Origin of the sequence: Ruegeria meonggei (assembly GCF_042768335.1) — a bacterium.
GTDB classification, from domain to species: Bacteria; Pseudomonadota; Alphaproteobacteria; order Rhodobacterales; family Rhodobacteraceae; genus Ruegeria; species Ruegeria meonggei.
In genome coordinates this window covers 2,677,302-2,696,037 of the sequence record NZ_JAXHBT010000001.1, presented here as the reverse complement: position 1 = coordinate 2,696,037, position 18,736 = coordinate 2,677,302, and the positions used below count along the sequence as shown (strand labels likewise).

Genomic DNA, 18,736 nt, shown 5'->3' with positions numbered 1-18,736 from the left:
GGCTGCAAAAATAGCCCCAAAAGTGCATGGGATCGACGCATGGCCATGTACTCCTTTTGAAGGGCGGGATGGACGAGTGGCCTAGTTGATCGGTTCCACCGTCGGGAAAGACCACCTACCGCTCAGGATTGCATCCTCTGGCTCGTAAAGGCGGACCGCGTAGTTCCACCCCGGAGTGATCGGAAGGCAGTTCACGCGGCCGTCCTCGCACCCACCGAAATGGAGCGTAACTGATCCGTCATCCGCGGCTTCGGCCGTGTAGCCGTTGTAGCTGTTAACACCCAGATCATTAGCAGCCAGGAAACCCTCGCCATTATAGACGGTCACCGACCAGAACGCCCGAACCGGGACATCCTTAACTGTAACCGCGTGTGGCGTTTCTCCGTCATTCTTATCGACCGCGCTTAGCAGGTAAATTGCTGCCTCAGGCGGTAGGCCGCCCCAACCCGAAAGCGCCCCAACCAGAAACTGAACCGGGTCAACGTCCTCTTTGGTTCTACCAAAGGCACGCGACGTATCGATGCCCAGCAAGGACAAATCGCTGATTGCCTGACGTGCTACGGCGAGTTGTTCGGTATTCCAGCTGGGCGCATCAAACGGACCAGTTCCACCGCCACTGACGACAATCTGATCCTGCGCCACCCGTGCTGCGGCGATGTCCTCTGGGTCGGTTACGTCTGCAAAAGTGCGGAAGGCGATGAATCCGAATGGCGTACCAAGGTCTTCTTTGGTGATCAGGAAAGAGCCGGGCGTTGCCTCGGCATACATGAAATGATCCTGGTTGATGACATGCATCGAGATGTAACGGCCATCCGCTTCGGGAAGCGTCACTTCGACTGGTTCGCTCAAATCCAATAGAACGGCGGAATAGAGCGTGTCCTGGTTCATGCGGATCACTGGCTGATTGTCAGGTGTGGTGGCTTCGCGCATATGCCCTAACTCGCCAACGGCCAAGCCGAGGTTATTCATGTTGGTGCGGAACATATGGTCCGTTTCAGCGCCCACGAGATTGTCCACGTTCACATCGACAACATCCTCAGCCCAGACCCCTGTCGGGAGTGTAAGAGCGACTGTCAGAAATAGTATCTTCATCTCAGCATCCTGTTTTTCAGTTCACGGGTTGCACGTTCGGGAAGGCCCAGTTTCCGTCGATTACGTCGGGGCCGGGCTGATAAAGGCGTACCGCATAGTTCCAGCCATCCATGATCGGAAGGCAGTTGGCGCGACCGTCGTCGCAGCCACCGAAATGCACGGTCACGCTGCCGTCGTCATTCCTGGTGCCCGAGACCGAATTGATCACGTAGGCGTCAAGGGAATTGAGTTCAAAGAACCCGTCTGCATTGTACAGGCTCACGGACCAGAATGCGTTTACGGGCACATCCGCCGGCACCTGGATACTGTATTCGCCGAGCGGCAGGCCGGGCTCGATATTGAGATAGAAGGCTTCCTCTTCCGGTAGACCTCCAAAGCCGACTGCGGTGCCCAGGAAATGGCGCAACGGGTCGACGTGATCTGCCGTGCCAAAGGTCCGAACGCTATCTGTGGCGAACCTGCCCAACTCAATCGCGGCCTGACGCACGGCCGCGAAGCTTTCGGTGTCATAATTGGGCATCTCAAAGGGCGTTGCCGAGGCAGCTTCGATAGTGAACCCGTCCTGAATTGTGTTGACTGCCGCGATGTCCTCCGGACTCTCAGCATCCACCAGTATTCTCATAAATACAAGTACGTAGGGGGTGTCGAATGTGTCCATGTCGAGCTGAAACACACCACCACCGTCAAACACTTCATTGATGAAATGGTTCTGATTGACCACCATCGTCGTCATGTACCGGTCGCCCACATCGGGCAGTGTCAAGGTTGCGCCTTTGCTGATGTCGATAACCGCAACGCTATAGAGCGTGTCCCGGTTCATCCGGATAGTGGGCTGATTGTCGATTGGCGTGGGTTCTTTGAAGTGGAAGAACTGGTTTACGCCTCCGGCCAACCTGTCATACGTTTTCAATTCGTTATCAGTCGCAGCCCGAACAAAGTTACTTATTGTGACCGGCATCTCGTATGTCTCGGCAAGTGCATCGACCGTCGTATCAAAGCTCTGAGCCGTCGCGGAGCTGCCTAACGCTGCAGCCAAGGCCACCAGCTTCCAGCGTTTGTGCGTGTGATTGATCATTTGCCTCTCCACTAACCAACTAAAAAAATGCATTGCTTGATGGCCCCGGCACCTGATCAGGCGCGCATACTCACGCCTCTCACTTTGCGGTGTGCAGAAATTCTACTATTGGAACCGTGGTCATTGCTTTTCAACAAAACACAGAACTCGAATGTATGCCCTGACAGATTGGAACAACCGCGTCGGAAAACTGGTTCAAAATGACAGGGTGTGAAAACGCTTTAACCAGCCTGTCAGAATTTCTTCTTCTTTGCGGTCATGCGGCTGACCGATAATTCCAGTTAGAAAAAAATTCCTTAAACTGCAATCATCGGGTGGTGAGATTTAACTCGCGCATGCCCCATCCAGCGGGAACTGACTTATTTCTTCAAAAAGTGTGTTTGGCTTTGACACAGGTCAGGGACACCGAGCTGCGCCGGACTATGTTTGGAGTGCTCAAAATTTTTATTGCAGTTCGTGTAGGATGTAGGATGACGGGCCAGGACGGGAACGCTCAGCACAGGACACCGCCACTTGCGCGCGGGCGGGTTCTCTTACCGCTGTTGGTCGCTTATCGGGAATCCGGTCGATCCGTAGAAGATCTCCTTGCGGGTTTCGATCTTTCGTTTTCAGAGTTAAGCGCACCAAATTGCTTCATTCCACACGATACGATCTACGCCGTGTTCGAAGCGGTCGCGCAAAACACATCACCAGATTTTCCCGCACTTGTTGGCCAGACTTCAGATCCGACCGTTTCATCCCCATTCGGGCAAGCCTTTCGGACCGCCAATTCCCTGGCTGATTTCATCGGCAAGTTCTGCGTTCATGCGGGAAACAACACAAATGCGGTCACGATGACACTCGATGTATCCGGAGATTACGCCGTGCTTTCTGCTAAACGCAGGTTCACGCCGCGCTGCTCTCCTGCCTATATGGATGCGTTCCAGATCAGCCGGTGGGCCACGTTACTACATGAAACCGCTGGTCAGAATTGGGAAGCAAACAGGGTCCTTGTTCGGGTGAACCGTCCTGATCTGTTCCCATCATACTTCTACGGTATCAGGGCAGTCGGTGCGGGCCCAGATGGGTATTCCATCCGGTTCCCAAGTGCCTGGCTTCTGCACGATTTGGTTAACCGAACCGCCGCCGAAGGCATTCCGGCAGGTCAGGACGCCAAAAATCCAGTACCGACAGACTTACTGAGTTCGATCCAGAGCGTTGCCAACTCAATGGTAGGGCGAAGTGACTTTTCAGTTACGACGCTTGCAAGAGCATGCGGTGCTCGTGGTGCTGTTCTCAATCGCCGACTTGCGGCTTATGGGACATCTCTTTCGCGCATAGTCATCGAAGCCAAATGCGACCGTGCCAAACACCTGCTTTCCGGGTCTGCGACGTCAGTCGGCGATATCGCTGATCAGCTAGGGTACTCTGACGCAACCGCCATGACACGGGCATTCAAGAAATGGACCGGTCAAACACCTTCTGATTTTCGCGCACACGAAGTGAAGCGCCACGCGGCGTCTGTGCCGATACTCGACCCAGTCGAATGCGAGTGTGAAACGTAACAGGACTACGGCGCGGTCCACCTTTTGCCGCGCTTCCAATTCTGGATAGGCAAAACGGGGAAGCGGGTCATGGAGCGCTTAAGAATATGCCGTATCGCAGCTAACTCGCTAGTTGCAGCGATGACGCTGCTTGGCGGATCCGCAGCAGTGGCACAGGATACCGGCTGGAGCTTTTACGGCAGCTTCTACATCTACGGCGCAGACACCAAGACAACAATTGGCTCGTTGGAGTCGGAGCTGAGCTTCAGTGATGCGGTTGAAAACCTTGATCTGGCCTTCATGGGGACGCTTGAAGCGCGAAATGGCCGATGGTCACTGATCGCGGACTACATGTGCACAGACCTGTCCTTTGACGGTGATACTCCCGGCCCGGTGTTCAGCGGCGATGAAACCAGTCTGAAGACGCAGTTCTTCAGTGGCTATGCCGCCTACACGGCCTATCAGAACCAAGATCTGACCGTGGATGTTGGGGGTGGATTTCGTTGGTTTGAGACAAGCAACACAACCACTCTGGTCGGCGGCCCCACCCCGGCGCCAAGTGCTAAGACCAGCGACGATTGGATAGACCCTCTGATCGCAGCCCGTATCCGGTATCAGATCAATGACCGATGGTCGGCCGTTGCCTTGGCCGACTATGGCGGGTTTCGCTCAGACCGCGAGATGGCGCAGTTCTTAGCGACTGTAGGTTATGCCATCACCACTAAGTGGAATCTGCGGGCAGGCTATCGCTATATCATGGTTGACAAAGGTGAAGGTCAAGACAGGTTCAAGCTTTCGCAATCCGGGCCTGTGTTGGGCGTGACCTACAGCTTCTGAGTACCTGCATAATGCGAAAGATGGCGCCGCCAAACACAAACAGATCTGGGATCCCTGAATTGCACCGGGACGTAAGCGGTGATGCCTACAGGCGTGCGGCCGACAATAAGGGCCGAGGTCGAACACTCTGGCGCGGGCAATTGGCGAAAGGAACACGCAGGCGACTGATTGCTCAGGCTCTGCACGTGGCAACCGCGTGTTCTTGCTGTGTGCTCGCCGCTTGCGGGTCAAACGTCTATGACGAAGTTGAGTTGATGCCCTCGCCAACGGTCTACGCTGAAGCCGCAATTGACCCTTTCGTTGATATTACTGCCGACAATTTCCATCAGCGCTCGCAGCTGTTCTATGCGACAGATCGATTACCCGCAGGTCCCGTCGACCCACAAGCCTTCTATAACAATGAACGCGGTCACATTTTGCGCACTGGTGTTGCCGATGTGCAGATCGACCCGCCATTGGAGTCTTGGGAAGATCTTCGTCGCATCACCATGACAAGCCAGCGAGCAAAGGACTTTTTTCTCAGCGTCTCTCAGGTCCAAGAGAGTGGCGTCATGCCATTCAGTGTCACGCGGTATCTTGAAGACCCTCCGTCACAACAAGATATGGAGGCGGTCGGTCGTCGTTTTGCCAAGAAGATTGAGGATCAACTTGCATCCTCTCGCAACAAAGACATCTTCATCTACATCCATGGCTACAACGTCGATTTTGATTACTCGACGCTTGTTTCCAAAGAGTTGCAGCACTTTCTGGGCTAACAGGGCGCATTCATAAGCTACAATTGGCCCGCAACACCCCATCGGTTCGCATATTTTCGTGATCAGGAATCCGCGTTGTCGACGCGCCGCAACCTCCGATCCCTTATCGAATACCTGTCAAAGCATACAAGCGCGCGCCGCATTCATCTCATAGGATACAGCGCAGGTTCGCGGCTCGCATTTGAAGCGACTTACCAAATTGCGCTCCGGTCGAACCCAAAGCCGCGGCTGGGGCATTTGATCCTGATCAGCAGCGACCTTGATCGCAGCTACTTTTTGCAGGCGATTGAAGACGGTCTGCTGGATGCGGTTACAGATTTGACGCTCTATCAGTCGCAGACCGATTCAGCGCTCGCCATGTCGCGGTTCGTTTTCGGACGGGACCGTCTGGGTCAGGTTTCTGACGAAGCAATAAACGCATCGATCTTCCAGAGTCGACTGTCAGAGATCGGTTCCCTGCACATCATCGATGTGACCAGGGCTGAAGAGGCCAGTGCAGGAAATGGTCATTGGTATTTCCGGTCTTCACCGTGGGCCAGCAGTGACTTGTTCCTTACTCTGCTTACAGACCGAGACCCTCAAGCGCGTGGGCTTGTACGCGCGACGGGCGATGAAGTCTGGAGTTTTCCGCCAAATTATCCGCAGGTACTAAAACATTATCGTATGAGCAATTGAACTCGACCAACGCAAGTTCAAAGTCGATCACGGAGTCCTCACAGGGCACAAACGTTGGACGGAAACCTGACTACTTTGATTCTATACAGGTCGAGTCACAGCTTGGCGGAAGACGCAGACCTAGTCGAACTGCTGCGATCAGCGGAACTGAGATTTGCACAGACTTCCCTAGGAGCTTTGCCGATGGTGACAAGCGGGCCCTGTTCAAATCAAGACCAGTCACTTAGCTTGAGCAGGCACCACACTGAGGATGCACTATGACGGACAAATATGACTTCGAAAATAGCTGGCAACCCTCTCAGCGGTATCCAGACCCCTCCGTTGTGACGCTGGATCCGCGCTTCGATAAATACAGGCTGCCGTTGGCCGGTGTAGAACGATTGGCAACTGGTTGTCGCTGGTGTGAAGGGCCAGTGTGGTTCGGTGACGGGCGATATCTGCTATGGAGTGATATTCCAAATAACCGGATTATGCGCTGGGACGAGGTTACCGGACAGTCATCAGCGTTTCGTCAGCCCTCGAACTTCGCCAACGGTCAGACCCGGGACAGACAAGGCCGCCTGATAACCTGCGAGCACGGTGGAAGACGGGTTACGCGTACAGAATATGATGGCTCAATCACCGTGCTAGCCGAGAGCCTTGACGGAAAGCGACTTAACTCGCCCAATGACGTGATTGTCAAATCCGACGGCAGTGTCTGGTTCACCGATCCACCGTTTGGCATCTCAGGCAACTACGAAGGTCATCGCGCCGAACCAGAGTTGGGCCAGAACGTATACCGACGGGGCCCCGACACCGGAAAACTGAAAGTGGTAGCCGATGACATTCTGGGACCAAACGGCTTGGCCTTCAGCCCCGATGAGACCGCGCTCTACATTGTTGAATCGCGTGGTGAACCGTCTCGAAAGATACTGGCTTATGACGTGAACACAGATGGCTCCTCGATCCGGAACAAACGCGTGCTAATCGATGCAGGTTCTGGCACGCCAGATGGATTCCGCGTGGATGTAGACGGTAATCTCTGGTGCGGATGGGGCATGGGTGATGCCGAACTGGACGGAGTGATGGTCTTTGCCCCTGATGGAACTCCTATAGGTCGCATCGCTTTGCCTGAACGATGTGCCAATCTCTGCTTTGGAGGCCGTGCCAACAGCCAGCTTTTCATGGCAGCAAGCCATTCTGTGTACGCCCTTTATGTCAACGTCGCTGGCATGGCGGGAGGATAACACTGCTCTCTGGAGGGCTTCTGCGCGATTAAGAAACGGTTTCCCTAATGGGCTCTCATATCTCCGGCCCCCCTTTTTATGTGATAACTTTGGGCTCACAAGAGACCTCGGAGGTGGCGCAGCATAGCCCCCTGTCCCTCTGATGACGGATCTCGATTTCGGCCCATTCCGGACTCTCAGCGCTGCTACCGGATGCTGCGGTCGCAGCACGCATAGCCGACATTCGTCACGCTGCCACACCGTGGGTCAGTTCGAACTCACATTTGAAGGTCTACGTGGCCATTCGTTGCCCAGCAAAGATACCGTGTACTTGAACGACGGAGCTTGCCTTCAATAGGCTCGATCACGCAGTACCGACACTCGCCCCTCGAAGCAGGAACCTTTGAATTTTGCCGCTGGGTGTCTTCGGAAGTTCCTTGACGAATTCGATAAGCCGAGGATAGGCGTGTGCAGAAAGGCGCTGTTTGACATAATCCTTCAGCTCTGCAGCCAACGCCTCACTACCTTCTGTGCCCTCCGCCAGTACGACTACCGCTTTCACTATTTCGGTCCGTTCCTTGTCCGGCACACCTACCACTGCCGCCTCGGTCACAGAGGGATGTTCAATCAGAACGCTTTCAACGTCAAACGGTCCGATGCGATAACCCGAAGAGGTGATAACGTCGTCGTTCCGGCCCACGAAGGTGATACATCCGTGTTCATCCCGCTCCACGGTGTCCCCAGTCAGATAGTATCCGTTCTCGATCGACTTGTTGCCCTTGTTCAGGTAGCCGCTAAAGAACAAGAGAGGTGAATCCGCAATATTGACCGCCAATTGACCGGGCTCATTGAGATCCGCAATGCTGCCATCCTCAGCCAGAACCTCGACCCTGTATCCCGGCATAACATAGCCGGCCGATCCCGGGCGTACCGGATGTTCTAGCCCGTGATGGTTATTCACCAGCATACCCGTTTCGGTCTGCCCATAGTGATCTTTGATCGTCGCATTCAGTTCGGTTTCAAACCAGCGGATGACTTCGGGATTCAGTGGCTCGCCTGCGCTGCTTATACAGCGGATCTGATCACGCAGCCGTGACGCGTGTTCGGTCCCAGAGGCGATAATCAGTCGAAACGCAGTGGGCGCGCCTGCAAAGTTAGTCACGCTCAGTCTCGAAATCACGTCATATGTACTGTCCACTGTGAATGGCCCCTCGACCAGAGTGGTTGCATGTCCCAATAGTAGCGGGCCGACCAATGCATAGTAGAGACCATAGGCCCAGCCTGGATCGGCAATGTTCCAGAATACATCCTCATGCCGCAGGCCAATCCCTTCGACCATGTACGATCGAAAGGCAGGCAGAGCCTTTAGGGGCACGGGAACTCCTTTGGAAGGACCTGTAGTTCCAGAAGTCGCCATCATGAACATCAGATCATCGCCGTTCCGCAAAACAGGGACGAACTCAGGCGACTGCGCGGCCGTTGTCCGGCGAAAATCAATGTCTCCCCCAACAACACCTTGTTGTGTATCCACTATCGTCGCGACAGGCGGGCAACCTTCCACTCCATTGAGTTTTTTGCGGTTCGCGGCGTCGGTCACAACCAGCTTCGCGCCGCTCATGGTCAAACGATCCTGAATGGCCTTGGGCCCAAAAGCTGTAAACAAAGGCTGATAGGCCGCACCGGCCCGGAGGGCGCCGAGAACAACTGTCACAAGATCCGGGGTGCGCGGCAACAGACCCGCCACGATGTCGCCGGGTTGGATACCTTGCTCTTTCAGCAAGTTGGCGAAGCGTGCAGCTTCATCGCGCAACTGTCTAAAGTCGCGGGTCTCATGGTGCCCGTCCAATGCAATCCAGTTCAAAGCCAGGGGATTGCCCTGCAAATGGGCATCACAACATTCTACGCATGCATTGATCCCCTCGCTGAAATTACCGAAAAAGACAGACTTCGCGACGTCCAGATCAAATTTCTCCACCGCTTTGGAGTATTCTGGGGAAGTCCCAGAGTCAGAACTCATTTCCATCAAAACGTATTCCTCCAAATGCAGCCCTAAATTACCTTGCACTCAGATAGGTCGAATTTCCACGTTGGAGATTACGCGAACATCAGCGCGCCACGAGTGGTCCGTTGGTCCCGAACCAAAGCTCGGTTTGGGTTCACAGCCGCCATCGGGTGTTGCGCGGCATCAGCACAATTTCAGCTTTAGTTGGCGACACCAGCGGCTCATACTAACCGTTCATTTACCGCGCTGGTGTCGCACTGCGGTCCGTCGTTCCTGACATTCGCTGCAACTGCACATTCTGGTCAAATGTAAGTTCACACATTGATTCCACGTGGTCGATCCGGGTTTAAGAGTGGATTCCACTAATTCGAGTTCTCAGGTAATACGTAACTATGGATATCGTCGTCATTACGACCATCATCACTTCTCTTTTTGTTGTAATCGGCGTGGCGGAACCATTGGCTGCACGGCTGCGCCTGCCTTACAGCGTTATCCTGGCCGTCCTGGGTATTGTGATCGGGCTTGGCGCGACGTTCTTTCTCAATACTGACTTGACGGATGCGCTGAACCCCGGAGCGCGGGCGATTATTGATTTGCCGATCCGATCAGACGTCTTCCTCTATGTTTTCCTGCCAACGTTGCTCTTTCAGGCCACACTAGGCATGAACCTGCGCAGGATGCTGGATGACTGGATGCCCATCCTGATGATGGCCGTTGTGGCAGTGATTGTGGCGACATTCTCCATTGGCTATGCGCTGAGTTGGGTAAGCACGCTGCCACTGGCCGCCTGCCTGCTGGTTGGCGCCATTGTGTCAACGACTGATCCCTCGGCGGTTGTCAGCATTTTCCGGTCGATCTCGGCACCGCGCAGGCTGTCGCGAATAATCGAGGGCGAAAGCCTTCTTAACGATGCAGCTGCGGTTGCTCTTTTCGGGCTATTCATGAGCTTTGTCATGCTCGGGAGACCCAATCCATTACTAAGTGAAGCCGCGGGGCAATTTCCGCTATTAATCGCAGGCGGAGTACTCACCGGTTGGCTCATGGCGCGCCTAGCAGTTTGGCTGATGGCCTTTGTAGATCGCTGGGAGATGGCGCAGATTTCAATTTCCATTGCGCTGCCATACCTCGCCTACATCGTTGCAGAACAAAGCATCGGGGCTTCGGGTGTCATCGCGGTGGTGGCCGCTGGTCTAACCCTCAACCTTACAGGCCCCGGTCGTTTGTCACCGGTCGCCTGGACAAATCTGCAAGAAGTTTGGGATCTTCTGGCACATTGGGCAGGCGCGCTGATCTTTATTCTGGCAGCATTACTGATACCGCGATTGCTGGAAGAGGTGCGGCCGTCTGACTTCGGCCTGCTGGTTGTGGTGGTTCTGGCTGCCATGTTCGCGAGAGCGGCAATTCTGTTCGGGTTGCTGCCATTGCTTACGGCAATCGGTCTGTCGCCAGCTGTTGAACGTCCCTATCGCACCGCAATACTGTGGGGTGGGCTGCGTGGTGCCGTGACGCTGGCGCTGGCTCTGGCAGTCACCGAAAGCACGCATATCCCGCTTGAGACCAAGCGCCTGGTCGGCATTCTGGCCACTGGCTTTACGCTGTTTACACTGATTGTTCAGGGTACAACCTTGCGCACGGTGATCACAAAACTGGGGCTCGACAAGCTTTCTCCGCTTGATACGGCACTTTCACGACAAGTGGTCGCTGTCGCTTTGCAATCGGTTCGCGAGGACGTGTCCCGCACCGCAGAAAACTATAACCTGACGCACGATATCGTCAGAAACGAAGCCAAACAGTTTAGCGAACGCCTGGACGAGGCCGTAAAGGCCGCCGAAGACAGTGCGCAGATCCTGGATCGTGACCGGGTCACTCTTGGTCTTATTGCACTGGCCGGTGCAGAGCGGGATTCCGTCTTGGCTCGGATGCGGGAACGCACTATGTCATCGGTTCTGAGTGAGAAGATTCTGTCCGATGCGGATCGGCTCATTGAAGGCGCACGGACTGGCGGGCGGATCGGCTATCAGCGCGCATCAAATCGGTCGGTCGTTTACGGCAGATCTTTTCGGATCGCCGTGTTTCTGCACAACCGGCTTCGAATTTCGTTCCCGCTCACGCGTATCACAACGGATAGGTTCGAAAGATTGCTCATGCAACGTCTGATCCTGCAGGACCTCGATGGATTCGTCCGCGGCCGCATCCGCCGGATCCATGGCCGCCGGGTTGCCGAATTGCTGGATGAAGTGTTGGCGCGTCGATCCGAGGCGGTTGAGACGGCGCTGGACGGTCTGCGGCTGCAATTTCCCGGTTACGCCGAAAAGTTAGAGCGACGATTCATCCAGCGAACCGCGCTGCGCCTTGAAGAACGTGAATATGCGGTCATGCGCGAAGACGGCCTTGTGGGCGAAGAACTTTATTCTGTGTTGATGCAGGAAGTGGCGACGCGACGTACGTTATCTGAAGGACGTCCGAAGTTGGACATCACTCTTAAAGGACGGGATCTAGTCAGGCAATTCCCACTATTTTCCGATCTCGACAAGTCTTCGCTCAGGAAACTCAGCCGGGTACTGCGTGCCCGATATGCCAACTCAGGTGATACCATCATATCCAAAGACGAGTTCGCCCAAAGTGTATTCTTTATTGCTTCCGGGGCGGTGGAAGTGGAACTCGGCAGGAACACCACTCGGCTGGGTCGTGGTGAAATGTTCGGGCAATTGGCCATGTTATTGAAACGGCCCCGTCGCCTAAACGTGAAGGCATTGGCACCTTCGACTCTACTTGAGCTCGACGAGGCAAGTTTCCGACGCTTGCTGCGGCGAAGCAAAGCCATGCGAAACTCTGTCAAGATGAGCGCTGATAAGCGCATGATCGACCCTGCGGCGTTGGACCTGAATGAGCCCGCAGGTTCCTCTGGAAATGGGGCCATTTCTTGAGAGATCATCAATTGGAACGAAGCCGCGAAAACAACAGTGTTGTTTCACGGGTACCAGTCGAGTTCGGTTTCGTTGAATGTCTGCTCCTATTAGACGGTTGGTCACTCGAAAAACCGTCAATACCCTCAACATCTCGGACAATCGCCCCAATATCCGATCTCCCATTTTTAGAGCGTCAGTCAAGAAGTGCAGCTGTATGAGACGGCAGGGCACGTGATCTTCGACATATCACGGCCCAAACCGGACTCTCAGCCTGTCTTACCAATACTGCGGAGCAGCCCGCTTAGCGGCCATTCAGCGCTGATGATCTCTGTGGTGAGCGTGACTGGCCGCTTGCTTGTCTTAAACAATATCTAATTGGCGAAATGGTCGAGACAGAGTCTGGCTGAACGTCCCAGTGCTCCAGTTACCCAGTGACAACTGCCTCCGCGGCACAGTTTCGGTCAGTTTGCCTCCAGAGCAGCCGCAAAGGCCTCATTGTTTTCTAAGTGTTTTGATGACTGCTGCGGTTTCTTGTTTTCCGAAACCTGCATTTTGCGCCCTCTTCACCCATTCACGCATCAGTGATGGAAGCTCACTATTTATACCTATTGAAATCGCATGGTCATATAGGCCAGTGACTGCCTCTGCGGCTACGTCGACCGATGCGCCGCCTTTGGAAATCTGATCGAATGAACCGGCGTGTATTGTTTCTGTCAGCGGAATAGCTCTGTCTCCTGGAGGTAAGATGGACGTGAATTCCGATACGGGCACGCCTTCGGCTTCGCAGACCAAAGCGCCGTGGATTGACCCGAAAATAATGCCAAGGAGGCGCGACAGAAACGCAAGTTCCAAAGTCGCAGCCGAACGGACATTTGGACCCAGGTGACGCATATCACCAGCGAGTATTTTCAAGTCAGTTTCGCACTCATCAAAGGCGGCTTTGTCCCCCGCGACCGCGATCCGGCCCGAGGGAGTTCCGATGTTTCCGGGCCAACACATAATGGTCCCGTCAAGGTAAGCGGCGCCCCAGTCATTGAATTGAGTTTTACTGTTCTCGGATTCCTGAGGAGATGACGTGCCAAGCTGAACGATGCTGCGACCGGAAACGGCTTTCGAGACCTGCGGTGTTCCAAACAAGGCATTCGTGGTCGAATAGTTTAATAGGCAGATGACCGTCTTCGGACTTGAGGAAATTGCTTCACCCAAGTCGGAGGTGCCCCGTGCGCCGAGCTCCACCAAAGGCTTCAATTTGTCTGGCGAACGGTTCCAGACAGTCACGCCTCGCCCGGCGTCCAAAAGGGTTGCCGCCAACGCAGATCCCATGGCACCCAAGCCTACAACCGTAACATCGCTCGTCATCACATAATCCCCCAAATCCTATCTCTGCATCAATCGTAGGTAATTGAACGATAGCACAGGTTACCGACGACCCGTTCTGAAACTAGTATGCCGCATTGGGTCTCTGTGAACGTTAGATATTGCTGATCCTCGCTACAACAATTGCTGCCGTCGTCGTTGAAGCGACCCAAACCGGAAACTCTGCACACTTAACGTATGCTGCCGTCGCGCCCGCTTTGCGATCATACGCTGCGTTTGCGTACGCAGGTGCCGGACGAGCACTCTCAACGAGCACAAAGCCTCCGCTCAATAGATGTGACCATTCAGTTACGGATGGCCTAATACCACACCAGTCGTTATGCAGAGCGAGGGAGGCAAATTTGGAGCGACAGCTTGCAGCAATTCTGGTTGCCGATATGGTCGGCTATACTCGTCGCATGGAGCGAGACGAAGCTGGCACGTTTGCTGCGTTGTCCGCTCACTTAACTGGAACAGTTGCACCTCTGATCAATCGTCACCACGGACGGATTGTTAAACTTATGGGTGATGGCCTTTTGGCTAGCTTCAATAGTGCTGCAGACGCGGTTTCTTGCGCCGTTGAATGGCAACAAGCTCCCTTGGAAGAGCCAGACCCGTTGCTTTTCCGCATTGGCATCAATCTTGGTGATATCCTTATGCAAGAAGATGATGTCTTCGGCTCTGGTGTCAATCTTGCCTCGCGTTTAGAGCAACTTGCCCCGCCAGGAGGTGTGCTCGTCTCGGACGCTGTCTATCGCGTGGTAGGCAACCGTGTTTCGGTCGTGTGGGAAGATGCAGGCACACATACCATCAAGAACATCGCAGAGCCTGTTAGGGCCTGGCGCATTGGAGGAGCGGAGCATGCACAGCCTGACGCGAAACCAGCAGCTACACCCCGCAAAGCTACCATCGCGGTCTTACCTTTGCACAGTTTGAGTGACGAACCGGAGCAGGCATTCTTCAGCGATGGCATCGCGGAAGACATTATCACCGGGTTGTCTCGATTTCGTACGCTTCAGGTTGTCTCCAGAAACGCATCTTTCCGTTTCAGAACACAGGAAGCCGATCCGGCAGAGATCGCAGCAGAATTGGGAGCCGATTATCTCGTAGTAGGCAGCGTTCGAAAGGCCGGTAGCCGGGTAAGGATTTCTGTACAGCTCGCGGAAGCTAGTACGGGCTCGCAGCTATGGTCAGAACGATATGATCGCGAGTTGGAAGACGTCCTGTCCGTTCAGGACGAGGTGGCCAGCAACATCGTTGCGGTCCTTCCGGGACGTGTTCAACACAACGTTGTTGACCGATCATCGCAAAAACCAGCAGATGAGATGAAGGCCTATGAGCTGATGCTACGAAGCAAAGCACTTCGAGATGGCCTAAATTCCAGGGACACGGCCAAAGCACGAGCTTTGCTGGAACGGGCCATTGCGCTCGATCCGTCCATCGCTCGGTCTTACATGTACCTCTCAGACACCTATGTTATCGATCTTTGGCTCGGATTGGCGGACTCTGACGCACCAGATCACATCCTGCATATCGCACGAAAAGGCGCCGCACTGGACAACCGGGACGTCTACATTCAAGACCAACTGGGGTTTGCTTATCTCTGCGCAGGACTCTGGGACGAAGCAGAAGCACAGTTCGAAAAGACTTTGTCGCAGATAGAAAACGAAGCGGAGTCCATGGCGTGGTGTGGTTATGCTTTTCTGTTGCTGGGGAGGCACGAGAAGGCGAGAGATGTCGTATCGGAAGCGATGCGATTAGATCCGTTTCATCCCCCGTCCATCGATTGGATTATGGGGCAGATAGAATTCTTCTGCGGAAACTACGAGGAAGCAATCGGCTTTTTGATTGGCGAGGCGCGGCTCAACTCGTTAGCTACAGCATTCGTGGCAGCTTCTTACGCGCATCGTGGCCGGCAATCTGAGGCGGCGGCTGCCTTGCAGGAATTTATCGCGGAACGTCATGACGAATTTGGGAGTCGAGGCATCGAAGTGACCGAAGATAATCTCTCCTCTCTTGCGCATGGTTATGAATCCATGTGGCGGCGTCTGGACGATTTCGAAGTTTTGGCGACCGGTCTGCGTAAAGCTGGTTTGCCTGCCTGACTTATTTAATCAAAGGTCCGTGTAAGGCGTTATGCCAATCAGTCTCAGCTTAGGAGATTCCGGAATCTTGCCGTTCAACCCTGCTCATTCTCGCCGGATCATTTCGCTTTGCTAACAGCGAACGGAGCGACTCTTTGACTTTTTCATACAAGGCGTACGAACTTTTGACTCCTGAGATGGGGGTTTGACGATGTGATACAAAATCACGAGATTCGGCATATTTCATTTGGCCCTCCTGTTTTTGGTGTCCACCTACATTCATAAAAAATTTGGTATCCCACAAACGCCGTTTCTTGACATTAATTGTTCCAAAAAGTCACAATCTATCATGCCAAGAAACTGACCTCCCCTAAATCCGCTGCGTGCATTTGAGGCTGCTGGAAGGTTGGGTAGCTTTACCCATGCAGCTGAGGAATTGAGCGTATCGCACTCTGCAATTTCCCGTCACGTTCGCGGGTTGGAAAAACGGCTAAACGTGCATCTCTTCCGGACGCAAAAATCCGGTGTTGCCCTCACAGAACAAGGGCAAATCTACTTGGGTCAGATCACACCCGCTCTTGATCAAATTGCAATCGCAACTGACGCTCTGATCTCTGCGCCCAAAGGTGTCGTTACCATGACGACTGAGAGTGCCGTCGCGCAAAAATGGCTGGTGCCGCGCCTACCGCGACTGAAAGATGCGCATCCAGAGATAGACCTGCGACTTTCAATCACAACTGAGGTCATGGATATTGAAGCGCATGACTTCGATCTGGGCTTAAGATATCTTCGCACCCATCCAGACGAAGGATACGACCTGTTGTTCCCATCTCTGGTCAGAGCATTTGCCGCCCCAAGCTTTGCGCCAAATGCCAGCTCTAAGGCTGATCTTGAGGCTCTGGCATCCGGCCCATTGATTGAAGAGGCAACCTTCCGCCTTTGGCCAGAATGGTTCTCAAAATCTGGTTTGAAAGAGGTTCCTACTCTTGATCTGCCTCATCCATTAGGAGCGCTGCTATCAATCCAGTCAGCCGTGGCAGGCTTGGGGGCGGTTCTGATGGATCAGCACCTTTGTCAAACAGAGGTTGAGACGGGTGAGTTGGTGCGCCTCAACGACGTTGAAATTCGTTTTGGTGGATATTACCTCGCCACCAACCAACGCGCAGGAAGGCGGCGAGCCGTCAGTGTTGTGCGAAAGTGGCTGCAGCAGGAGGCGCGATGCGGTCAAGGGGTCGCTACTGCATAGTTCCTAGCAGTTGGCAGTATGTAATCAAACACAACAGATTGTCCGACTTCTGGGCTCGAAGTCGCGTTGAATGAAATCGCTGCCAAATGTGACGACGGGAATGTTGACTTGACCGGTGATGTCGCGGTTACCAAGATTGAGGAAGAGTACTTTGGCACGACATTCGCTGACTACCTGACGCTGATTAAACCCGAATACCGCTGGCAAGCCGGGATGAAAACGTGCTTTGGTCCTGCAAACTTCTCGTATTTGCGTGACCTCAGTGGCATTTCCCGTCGCCTTGATGAAGTTGGTTTCCATGCGCTAACTTCGCTGAAACGCAGTTGCTGCTTTCTGGGGGATATTTTGATACCTGATTTTGAGACTGCTCAAAGAATGGCGAAAGCGCATTGCGACGCTTGGACCGAACGAAATCCAGAGGCCGTGGCAAGCAGATACGCAAATGACACGACCATGGGTATGAACCGCGGCGACCCGATGACAAGCCAAGCCGAAATCGCCGAAATGGCTGCGGGTTTTATGGCCGACTTTCCTAATCTCGCCCTCAAGCTCGACAGTGTTTTAGTTGCCGATCACCATATGGTCTACGCGTGGACCTTTGAGGGACACCACAAAGAAACGGGCAGCCATGTGAAGTTCTCTGGTTGGGAGGAATGGGATCTGGACGACGATCTCAAGGTGATCAAGTCGCTGGGTTGGTATGACAACGCCGACTATGAACGCCAGGTTGCGGGTGAATGACGGTCGCTAACAAGAACTCACGGCCAGTGCGGGAGATCGTTTACGGTGTCGGAGAAATGGGCTCGGTCGTTTACCCGGCTTCTTGTGGAACGTGGTTTAGATATCATCGGAGCGATCGGACGCAGCGAAAGCAAGGTGGCTGTGATCTGGGAGATTTAGCAGGTCTTGGAACATCACTGGGAGTTAAGGCTGAGGCAGATGCAAAAGCGGTTCTGGCTCGCGGCGCCGACATCGCCATCGTCTGCGTCGGGAGTTACCTCGAGACCATGCAGCGGCATTTCGCGGTGTGCCTGGAGAACGAAGTGAATGCTGTCACAATTGAGGAGAAAACCGTCTACCCTTGGATAAGTGCGCCGGATTTGGCACAGGAGCTTGACGTGTTGGCCAGGGCGAACGGTGTTACGCTCGCGGCATCCGGCACCCAGGATGTCTTCTGGCTGAACCTGATCACCACTCTTTTGGGCGCATCGCACAGGATAGACCGGGTCGAAGGACACTCTGTTTGAAATGTCGACAACTACGGGCCTGAAGTCGCGCGACACCTGTGCATCGATATGCTTCGTGCCGAGTTCGAACGACATGTTGCTGAAGACGGATGGCCTGAATTCGTAGCGCGGCAAACCTTGGAAGCGATGGTGTCGCGGCTGGACCTGTCCGTCGCAATTATCAGTTCAACGGTACTACCAATCGTGGCCGACGCCCCAGTTGCTTGTCGCGCGCTTGGGACTGAGGTCGCGGTAGGTTCTCTGATCGGAACCATAGACACGACGACAGTCACTACCGTGGAAAGGCCTCAGTTCGAGTTCAGAATGGAAGGCCGCATTCACCAAGAAGGTGAAACCGATAGCAACACCTGGCGGGTCTACGGCAAGCCCGACTTGCACCTGCGGAATGACAATGTGCCGACGCGCTTTGTTACCTGTTCAACGATGATGAACCGGATTGTCGAAGTCATCAAAGCCGCTCCGGGCCTGGTGTCTTTGGACATGTTAGCTACGCCGTCTCATCAATCGCATCTAATGATCTGAGGGGCTGGTAGCGGGACACGCAGTCTTATCCGACGGCGCCTCTCCCGTCTTCACCGGCCCAAACCGGCCATTGGCCGATGCGTCACGATGCTGCGGTTGCAGCCCGCGTAGCGGACCTTCGCCCAAGCACTAAATCGGAAGATAGCTCGGCGACTGCAACGCGGACAAAGCGCTATTTCGCCGCAGCTGCGCCAATGTCTGATCCTGG

14 protein-coding genes and 1 pseudogene are annotated in these 18,736 nt (G+C 54.3%); 11 read left to right on the top strand and 4 right to left on the bottom strand.

The window, feature by feature from the left end; all coding sequences use genetic code 11:
- Positions 1–81 precede the first annotated feature (81 nt).
- Positions 82–1,092: a DUF1254 domain-containing protein gene (locus SJY13_RS13285; protein WP_377191413.1), complete on the bottom strand. Its 1,011-nt coding sequence runs from the start codon at positions 1,090–1,092 to the stop codon at positions 82–84.
- Positions 1,093–1,108: 16 nt separating this feature from the next.
- Positions 1,109–2,167, bottom strand: coding sequence for a DUF1214 domain-containing protein (locus SJY13_RS13280; RefSeq protein ID WP_377191412.1), 1,059 nt, complete (start codon positions 2,165–2,167; stop codon positions 1,109–1,111).
- Positions 2,168–2,502: 335 nt separating this feature from the next.
- Here SJY13_RS13280 and SJY13_RS13275 point away from each other — a divergent pair, with 335 nt between their 5' ends.
- The 5 genes from SJY13_RS13275 to SJY13_RS13255 all read left to right on the top strand — a co-directional run bounded on the left by SJY13_RS13275 (position 2,503) and on the right by SJY13_RS13255 (position 7,183).
- Positions 2,503–3,711, top strand: a complete 1,209-nt coding sequence (locus SJY13_RS13275) for an AraC family transcriptional regulator (RefSeq protein WP_377191411.1) — start codon at positions 2,503–2,505, stop codon at positions 3,709–3,711.
- Between the two features lie 69 nt (positions 3,712–3,780).
- Complete coding sequence (locus tag SJY13_RS13270; RefSeq protein ID WP_377191410.1) at positions 3,781–4,527, top strand: porin family protein; 747 nt, start codon at positions 3,781–3,783, stop codon at positions 4,525–4,527.
- A gap of 254 nt (positions 4,528–4,781) precedes the next feature.
- The gene (locus SJY13_RS13265) at positions 4,782–5,282 is read left to right on the top strand and encodes a hypothetical protein (RefSeq protein ID WP_377191409.1); all 501 of its coding nucleotides are present in this window, start codon (positions 4,782–4,784) and stop codon (positions 5,280–5,282) included.
- A 12-nt stretch (positions 5,283–5,294) separates the two neighbouring features.
- A complete protein-coding gene (locus SJY13_RS13260; protein WP_377193643.1) occupies positions 5,295–5,957 on the top strand; it encodes an alpha/beta hydrolase in 663 nt (220 codons plus the stop codon).
- Between the two features lie 257 nt (positions 5,958–6,214).
- Positions 6,215–7,183: an SMP-30/gluconolactonase/LRE family protein gene (locus tag SJY13_RS13255; protein WP_377191408.1), complete on the top strand. Its 969-nt coding sequence runs from the start codon at positions 6,215–6,217 to the stop codon at positions 7,181–7,183.
- Positions 7,184–7,526: 343 nt separating this feature from the next.
- On the opposite strand, the gene SJY13_RS13250 is transcribed toward SJY13_RS13255, so the two are convergent.
- Positions 7,527–9,137 (bottom strand): AMP-binding protein, encoded by a 1,611-nt coding sequence (locus SJY13_RS13250; RefSeq protein ID WP_377191407.1) that lies wholly within the window; start codon positions 9,135–9,137, stop codon positions 7,527–7,529.
- Between the two features lie 419 nt (positions 9,138–9,556).
- Between SJY13_RS13250 and SJY13_RS13245 the strand changes: the two genes are divergently transcribed.
- Entirely contained in the window at positions 9,557–12,091 is a 2,535-nt protein-coding gene (locus SJY13_RS13245; protein ID WP_377191406.1) for a cation:proton antiporter, read from the top strand.
- Positions 12,092–12,565: 474 nt separating this feature from the next.
- On the opposite strand, the gene SJY13_RS13240 is transcribed toward SJY13_RS13245, so the two are convergent.
- Positions 12,566–13,432, bottom strand: a complete 867-nt coding sequence (locus SJY13_RS13240; protein WP_377191405.1) for an NAD(P)-dependent oxidoreductase — start codon at positions 13,430–13,432, stop codon at positions 12,566–12,568.
- A gap of 359 nt (positions 13,433–13,791) precedes the next feature.
- On the opposite strand from SJY13_RS13240, the gene SJY13_RS13235 reads away from it, so the two are divergent.
- The 5 genes and pseudogenes from SJY13_RS13235 to SJY13_RS13215 all read left to right on the top strand — a co-directional run.
- Complete coding sequence (locus SJY13_RS13235) at positions 13,792–15,534, top strand: tetratricopeptide repeat protein (RefSeq protein WP_377191404.1); 1,743 nt, start codon at positions 13,792–13,794, stop codon at positions 15,532–15,534.
- Between the two features lie 358 nt (positions 15,535–15,892).
- Positions 15,893–16,759 carry a LysR substrate-binding domain-containing protein gene (locus SJY13_RS13230; RefSeq protein WP_377193641.1) on the top strand — a complete coding sequence of 289 codons (867 nt, stop codon included), beginning with the start codon at positions 15,893–15,895 and terminating at the stop codon, positions 16,757–16,759.
- Between the two features lie 108 nt (positions 16,760–16,867).
- Positions 16,868–17,500: a DUF1348 family protein gene (locus SJY13_RS13225; RefSeq protein WP_377191403.1), complete on the top strand. Its 633-nt coding sequence runs from the start codon at positions 16,868–16,870 to the stop codon at positions 17,498–17,500.
- Positions 17,497–18,006: a hypothetical protein gene (locus SJY13_RS13220; RefSeq protein WP_377191402.1), complete on the top strand. Its 510-nt coding sequence runs from the start codon at positions 17,497–17,499 to the stop codon at positions 18,004–18,006. The genes SJY13_RS13225 and SJY13_RS13220 overlap by 4 nt, the downstream gene beginning before the upstream one ends.
- A gap of 21 nt (positions 18,007–18,027) precedes the next feature.
- Positions 18,028–18,528: pseudogene (locus SJY13_RS13215) on the top strand (hypothetical protein); the annotation flags it as partial.
- Positions 18,529–18,736: the final 208 nt, after the last annotated feature.

Excerpts from the sequence above, each read along its gene's own strand:
- SJY13_RS13285 (WP_377191413.1), bottom strand. The coding sequence starts at position 1,092 with ATGAAGATACTATTTCTGACAGTCGCTCTTACACTCCCGACAGGGGTC.
- SJY13_RS13280 (WP_377191412.1), bottom strand. The coding sequence starts at position 2,167 with ATGATCAATCACACGCACAAACGCTGGAAGCTGGTGGCCTTGGCTGCA.
- SJY13_RS13275 (WP_377191411.1), top strand. The coding sequence starts at position 2,503 with ATGCCCCATCCAGCGGGAACTGACTTATTTCTTCAAAAAGTGTGTTTG.
- SJY13_RS13270 (WP_377191410.1), top strand. The coding sequence starts at position 3,781 with ATGGAGCGCTTAAGAATATGCCGTATCGCAGCTAACTCGCTAGTTGCA.
- SJY13_RS13265 (WP_377191409.1), top strand. The coding sequence starts at position 4,782 with ATGCCCTCGCCAACGGTCTACGCTGAAGCCGCAATTGACCCTTTCGTT.
- SJY13_RS13255 (WP_377191408.1), top strand. The coding sequence starts at position 6,215 with ATGACGGACAAATATGACTTCGAAAATAGCTGGCAACCCTCTCAGCGG.
- SJY13_RS13245 (WP_377191406.1), top strand. The coding sequence starts at position 9,557 with ATGGATATCGTCGTCATTACGACCATCATCACTTCTCTTTTTGTTGTA.
- SJY13_RS13240 (WP_377191405.1), bottom strand. The coding sequence starts at position 13,432 with ATGACGAGCGATGTTACGGTTGTAGGCTTGGGTGCCATGGGATCTGCG.
- SJY13_RS13220 (WP_377191402.1), top strand. The coding sequence starts at position 17,497 with ATGACGGTCGCTAACAAGAACTCACGGCCAGTGCGGGAGATCGTTTAC.